Source organism: Sporosarcina highlanderae (genome assembly GCF_030433715.1).
In the GTDB taxonomy this organism is placed as follows: Bacteria; Bacillota; Bacilli; order Bacillales_A; family Planococcaceae; genus Sporosarcina; species Sporosarcina highlanderae.
Genome location: NZ_JAROCC010000004.1, coordinates 272,841 through 279,656, shown reverse-complemented (window position 1 = coordinate 279,656; position 6,816 = coordinate 272,841). Strand labels below are relative to the sequence as shown.

Below are 6,816 nucleotides of genomic sequence, written 5' to 3'. Positions count from 1 at the left end.
AATGTCCATTAATTTTGTTTTATATTGAAAGATAATTTAGGTAAACACTTGACTACAGGTAAGAAAGCGTCCGCCTGAAGCGCAAATCAACACGGGTAATTTAATAGGCTGTCACGAAAGGTCAGTTTCACTGACTTTCTGGACAGCCCCTAATATATATTATTCCTCCGGCGTTCGTACAACAAGGACGTCGCATGATGATGAGCGAACAATGCTTTCTGACACGCTGCCGATTAAGAAGCGTTCTACTTTATTCAGGCCGGTTGCTCCGCAAATAATAAGGTCTGCCTCGATTTTTTTCGAAATTTCACGGGAAATCATTGTTTTAGGGGAGCCGTATTCTACGATGATGTTCACTTTTTGCAAGCCGGCAACTTCGGCTTCTTGCTTATATTCAGTAAGCAATTCCTCGGCGAATTTCTGAGCACGTTCAGCGATGGACCGATCATATGCCTCTACAGCTGCATAAGAACGTGTGTCGATGATATTCACCAAATTCAAGGTAGCATTGTTTCGCTGAGCTATGCCCACTGCTTTTTTGAAAGCCCATTTAGATTCCTTGGATCCATCAACAGCCACAATAATTTGGTCATATTTTAGTACCATGTCCTTCACTCCATCCTGTAGATTTTTCTTACATACTTATTATATTCTACAAAAATCACAATTACCCTTTTTTTATCCTGATAAATTCGACAAAAATATCACAGCAATAAAAAAGGGATTACTGATCGGGTAAACTGAAGGTTCTAACTATAATAGAAAATTGAGCAATGTATTAAAATATCTGATAGAATTAATTGTACATTGGTCATTTCGTTTTTGTGTCGAATGGACCAACTTATTATCTAAATTTAGGGGGATTAGAAATGCGCATAGGTGTTCCGAAAGAAATCAAGAATAATGAAAATCGGGTTGCAATGACGCCTGCAGGGGCTTTTAACTTAAAATCTGCAGGACATGAGGTGTTGATTGAAACAGGTGCAGGTCTTGGATCGAGCTTTACGGATGAAGATTATGTCGAAGCGGGCGCGAAAATTGTTGCAACTGCGGGTGAAGCTTGGGAAGCGGATATGGTCATGAAAGTAAAGGAACCGCTTGCATCGGAATATGGTTATTTCCGTGAAGGGTTAATTCTTTTCACATATCTTCACCTTGCTCCTGAATTGGAATTGACTAAAGCATTGCTTGATAACAAAGTAATTGGAATCGCTTACGAAACCGTACAAGTTGGTAATTCTTTGCCGTTATTAGCTCCAATGAGCGAAGTGGCGGGAAGAATGGCTACTCAAATCGGTGCGCAATATCTCGAGAAAATTCAAGGTGGTAAAGGAATCCTTCTTTCAGGCGTTCCTGGTGTATCACGCGGTAAAGTAACTGTAATCGGTGGGGGACAAGCAGGTACAAATGCGGCGAAAATTGCAGTTGGTATGGGAGCTCAAGTAACTGTCTTGGATTTATCAGTTGAACGACTTCGTCAATTGGATGAAATGTTTGGAAACGACATTCAGACACTTGTTTCTAATCCTTTCAATATCGCCGAATCGGTAAAGGAGTCTGACCTTGTTATCGGATGTGTATTAGTTCCGGGTGCGAAGGCACCGAAATTGGTTTCTGAAGAAATGGTTAAATCGATGAAGCCGGGATCAGTTCTTGTCGATATTGCTATCGACCAAGGCGGAATCTTTGAAACATCAGATCGAGTGACGACTCACGACAATCCAACGTATGAAAAGCATGGTATCGTCCATTATGCTGTAGCGAATATGCCAGGTGCAGTTCCACGGACTTCAACGATGGCATTGACAAACGTTACGGTTCCATATGCGTTGCAAATTGCAAATAAGGGATATAAACAAGCGTGCTTGGACAACCCTGCATTGCAAAAGGGAATCAATACATTGGAAGGTCAAGTAACTTACAAGGCAGTAGCAGAAGCACAAGGCCTTGAATATGTACCAGCTGAAAAATTATTAGGGTAATGACAAAATGCTGTCCGGAAATTCCGGACAGCATTTTTTTATCCTTGGATGATTTTCAATTCTTTCGGGAACTTCGTTAATACTTCAACGCCGTCAGCTGTAACGACAACGTCATCTTCGATTCGGACACCTGTAATTTCCGGGTTATAAATTCCGGGTTCAATTGTAAAGACCATGCCCTCTTGAAGTTCAAGATCATTTGTCCCCGTAATAGATGGGAATTCATGAACAGAAATACCAAGACCATGCCCAAGACGATGGGTGAAGTACTCGCCATATCCTGCATCCGTAATTACATCTCTTGCGGCTTTGTCCAAGTCACGTGCTTTCACGCCCGGACGGACTAAATCGATTGCAGCCTGCTCAGCTTTTCTAACTGTTTCATAAATCTCACGCTGTTTTTCGGAAGGCTCTCCGAATGCGACTGTTCTTGTAATATCGGAGCAATAGCCTTCATAAACAACACCAAGGTCGAAAAGAATGAAATCACCTTTCTGGATTTTACGATCACCTGGCTTGCCATGTGGTGAGGCTGTTTTCGGGCCTGATAGAACCATCGTATCGAATGACATCTTTTCCGCGCCTTTTCGCTTCATCTCAAACTCGATTGCCATAAGGATTTCCAGTTCAGTCTTACCTTCAGCAATTTCCTTACAACCAACCTCAATAGCATAATCAGCCAATTCCGCAGCTTTTCGCAGCTTTACAAGCTCGTCCTCACTTTTAATGTTTCTTAGTGAATTTAGTTTTTCATCGAGACGTGAAAATGTTGCATCTTCAAAAAGCTCAACCATACGTTCCATTCGCTCAACTGTTAAATGAGATTTTTCAACAGCGATTTTTTGTAGAGGAACATTCCTTTTGAATGCGGCTGTAGCAAGCACTTCCCAAGCGTCTTCCGTATCTTGGTGTCCGACGGCTTCGAATGTCCAACCGCTTGCCTTCAAATCAGGAACTTCCATCAGTGGACAAATTACAAATGGTTCGGCTTCTTTGAATACCATGACGCCTAATACTCTTTCATGTGGTTCACTTTTGAATCCGGAAACATAGAAAACGTTATCTGGAGTTGTAATGAACGCTGCATCTAAATTTTCATCTAACAAGAATTGTTGAATGTCATCAATCTTTTTCATTTTGACCCTCCTCTGTAAGTAATTTTATCATACCAAAAAAGAGGTTTATTTGTTTAAAAATCGAAAGATGTATAAAATAAACGCATATGGAGGGGATTTTAAAAATGAAAATTTCTTATCATGGACATTCCGTAGTTAAAATTGAAACTAATGGGAAGACGATATTAATCGACCCATTCATCACTGGAAATGAATTGACCGACTTGAAGGCATCGGATCAGACACCTGATGTCATATTGCTAACGCATGGACATAATGACCACGTTGGTGACACGATCGACATCGCGAAAGAATCCAATCCGCTAATTGTAGCGCCTAATGAACTTGCGGTATACCTTGGTTGGCAAGGGCTAAATGTTCATGGCATGAATATTGGCGGCAAGAATGAGTTCGATTTCGGAACAGTGAAATTCACTCAAGCATTCCATAGTTCTTCCTACACTACAGACGAAAACGAAATCATCTATACGGGTATGCCAGCAGGGATCTTATTCACCGCGGAAGGTAAAACGATTTACCATGCCGGAGATACATCCCTTTTCGGGGATATGGAGTTAATAGGAAAACGTCATGCAATTGACGTGGCTTTCCTTCCGATTGGGGATAATTTCACAATGGGTCCGGAAGACGCAGCGATTGCAGTAGAAATGTTAAACCCAAAACTTGTTGTACCGGTCCATTACGATACCTTCCCGCCAATCAGGCAAAATCCGCATAACTTTAAGGATCTTGTAACTTCTCATAAAGTGAACATTATGAAAGCCGGAGAATCAATCGAATTATAAACAAAAACGTAGGGCGCCCGAAGTCTATACGTAGAATACTAGCCGATTCGGACAGTGAGTACTTGTTCCGAATCGGTTTTTTACTCTATTCAAATTTCGGTCATGCCTCTGAAAACGCTATTCTTTTTGATTTATGTTAAAATAAGGATAGGTAAAAAGAGAAAAAGGTGAAAAGATGTCGACTAAACATGAATTGATCTTACGCTATATCGAAGGGTTAGCGGTCGGCGAAAAAATTTCTGTCCGGCAAGTTGCAAAAGCTTTGTCAGTTAGTGAGGGCACGGCATATCGGGCTATAAAAGAAGCTGAAAATCAGAAGCTCGTCAATACAATTGAGCGAGTGGGAACAATCCGTATCGAAAAGAAAAAGAAGGAGAATATCGAACGGCTCACTTTTGCAGAGGTTGTCAATATTGTTGATGGGGTAGTTCTTGGAGGACGCGATGGGCTTCATAAAACATTAACTAAATTTGTTATTGGAGCCATGCAACTTGAGGATATGAGACGATACATAGATGCAGGAAGCTTGCTGATTGTCGGAAACAGACCAAGGGCTCATGAGCTTGCATTAAGCGCAGGAGCGGCGGTGCTCGTCACCGGGGGGTTTGATGTTGCTGATGAAGCAAAAAAGCTTGCAAATGAATTGAATTTGCCTATCATCTCATCCAGCTACGATACATTCACCGTTGCAACAATGTTGAACCGGGCTATTTATGATCAATTGATAGAAAAGGAAATTTTACTTGTTGAGGATATTGTGACTCCACTTGAAGAGACAATCACTTTCTTCCCAAAGGACAATGTAGGTCATTTTAATGAAGTGAATCAAAAAACGGCTCATTCCGGGTATCCCGTTATTGAAAAAAACGGTAAATTGATTGGAATCGTTACTTCGCGGGATGCTGTAGGAAAGCATGAATCAGATCTCATTGAAAAAGTGATGACTCAACATCCGATAACGGTAAGTGGTAAAACAAGTGTCGCTTCGGCGGGACATAGCATGATTTGGGAAGGTATCGACTTAATGCCGGTTGTTAGTGATAGTGGAATATTGGAAGGTATCATTAGTAGACAGGATGTATTGAAGGCATTTCAAATGACACAAAGGCAACCACAACAAGGTGAGAAAATAGATGACATCGTCAAGGGCCAAATGAAGGCTGTACCTGATCACCCTCAAAATGTTGAATTCACTGTCGTTCCACAAATGACAAATCAATTCGGATCCTTATCATACGGGGCGTTGACGACACTGTTGACAGATGTCGGCAATCGGGCGATTAAAATGCGTAAGCGCGGTGAAAGTGTACCTGAAAACATGACGATCTATTTCATTAAGCACGTCCAACTTGGCAGCGTAGTCACTGTGGAGCCACGTATCCTTCATATGAGCCGTAGATTCGTTAAAGTGGATTTCGACCTTTTCTCGGAATCGGAATTAATCGCCAAAGCGATGGTTATGTACCAGTTGTTCGAACGATAATGACAAATGTTCCAGGAGACGGTTAGCTGCCACCTAAAGCTAGACGGAAAACAAAAAAACTGATGCTGAGGCATCAGTTTTCGTTCAATCTTGTCTCTTCATCGACAAATTGTTTATAATGCTTTGTTGCTTTCGTATTGAAAAAGATGATATATGCACCAAATACGATGAATAAGCCAGAAACTAAATAGGTAGTAGTTCCTTGAAATAGAATAAGCTGATTGATTCCAAAGAAAAGAAGGAGTCCGCCCAAGAAGGATCCAGCTTTGCTCGCAAACATTTTTTTTCGAATTGGAAATACATAACTTGTCCTGAATTGACGAGTTTTAAAATAAAAATAAAAAACACCAGATGCTACAATAAAAAAGACTAAAAAGAAATTTATAGTTTTCATATAAAGGCCTCCATCAAAGAACTTCTTCCATTGTAGCGGCTTATTTTTAAGATTGCGACTAAAAATCATTAAAACGCGGAGGAAACAGAAATTGAAAAGACAAATCATCGACACAATTGAAAAGTATGACAAAATTATAATCCATCGGCATGTCAGACCAGATCCAGATGCATACGGATCTCAAGTAGGATTGAAGGAATTGATAAAAACTAACTATCCCGACAAACAAGTCTATGCATCGGGAACCCATGATGAGATGCTATCCTATTTGGCTAATCAAGATGAAGTAAGCTCTTCTGATTATGATAATGCTCTTGTAATCATTACGGATACCGGAAATACCGAGCGGATTGATGCGGAAAATTACTTGAATGGTTCGTTCATATTGAAAATCGATCACCATCCAAACGTCGACCCGTATGGGGATTTAAGATGGATTGATACAGAATCCAGCTCCACTTCAGAAATGATTTATCTTCTATTCGAGGAAGGCAGGGAACACTATGGATGGAAGATGTCGGATGAATGCGCACGTCTGCTCTACGCTGGAATTGTCGGGGATACCGGTCGCTTCCTCTTTCCCAGTGCAACAGTAAGGACGTTTGAAATTGCAAGCAGTCTAATTAAGTACAATTTCGATCGAACTCGCCTTTTTGCTGAAATGTATGAAGAGGATCGCAGGCTACTACATTTAAAAGGATATATGTATCAAAATTTCACGATTGATGAAAATGGATCAGCTTTCATTAAAATCAATCAGTCGATTTTAACTGAATATAACGTATCTGTTAGCGAAACTTCTCAACTTGTCGGTGCTCTTGGCGATGTAAAAGGAATATGTGCATGGGTTATTTTTGTTGAAGAAGATGACCAGATACGAGTTCGTCTACGCTCGAAGGGTCCAATCATCAATAAATTAGCCGCTGAGTATAATGGCGGAGGACATCCGTTGGCATCAGGTGCCTCCGTTCACACATGGGAAGAAGCAGACGAGATCATTGCAAAATTGAAAGAATTATGCGCGGCACATTAACCG

The 6,816-nt window shown here is 40.8% G+C and carries 7 protein-coding genes; 4 read left to right on the top strand and 3 right to left on the bottom strand.

Annotated features, from left to right (window positions below):
• Positions 1-159: 159 nt before the first annotated feature.
• Positions 160-606, bottom strand: a complete 447-nt coding sequence (locus tag P5G49_RS07385) for a universal stress protein (RefSeq protein WP_301242842.1) — start codon at positions 604-606, stop codon at positions 160-162.
• Between the two features lie 263 nt (positions 607-869).
• Between P5G49_RS07385 and ald the strand changes: the two genes are divergently transcribed.
• A complete protein-coding gene (gene ald / locus P5G49_RS07380) occupies positions 870-1,982 on the top strand; it encodes an alanine dehydrogenase (RefSeq protein WP_301242841.1) in 1,113 nt (370 codons plus the stop codon).
• A 38-nt stretch (positions 1,983-2,020) separates the two neighbouring features.
• Here the strand turns inward: ald and P5G49_RS07375 are convergent, their stop codons facing one another.
• A complete protein-coding gene (locus P5G49_RS07375; RefSeq protein WP_301242840.1) occupies positions 2,021-3,118 on the bottom strand; it encodes a M24 family metallopeptidase in 1,098 nt (365 codons plus the stop codon).
• 104 nt (positions 3,119-3,222) lie between these two features.
• Between P5G49_RS07375 and P5G49_RS07370 the strand changes: the two genes are divergently transcribed.
• On the top strand, positions 3,223-3,903 hold the full coding sequence (locus P5G49_RS07370; protein ID WP_301242839.1) for a metal-dependent hydrolase: 681 nt from the start codon (positions 3,223-3,225) through the stop codon (positions 3,901-3,903).
• Positions 3,904-4,078: 175 nt separating this feature from the next.
• On the top strand, positions 4,079-5,386 hold the full coding sequence (locus tag P5G49_RS07365) for a DRTGG domain-containing protein (RefSeq protein ID WP_301242838.1): 1,308 nt from the start codon (positions 4,079-4,081) through the stop codon (positions 5,384-5,386).
• A 73-nt stretch (positions 5,387-5,459) separates the two neighbouring features.
• On the opposite strand, the gene P5G49_RS07360 is transcribed toward P5G49_RS07365, so the two are convergent.
• Positions 5,460-5,780, bottom strand: a complete 321-nt coding sequence (locus tag P5G49_RS07360) for a YtpI family protein (RefSeq protein WP_301242837.1) — start codon at positions 5,778-5,780, stop codon at positions 5,460-5,462.
• Positions 5,781-5,871: 91 nt separating this feature from the next.
• Here P5G49_RS07360 and P5G49_RS07355 point away from each other — a divergent pair, with 91 nt between their 5' ends.
• Entirely contained in the window at positions 5,872-6,813 is a 942-nt protein-coding gene (locus P5G49_RS07355; RefSeq protein ID WP_301242836.1) for a DHH family phosphoesterase, read from the top strand.
• The last annotated feature ends 3 nt before the right edge of the window (positions 6,814-6,816 follow it).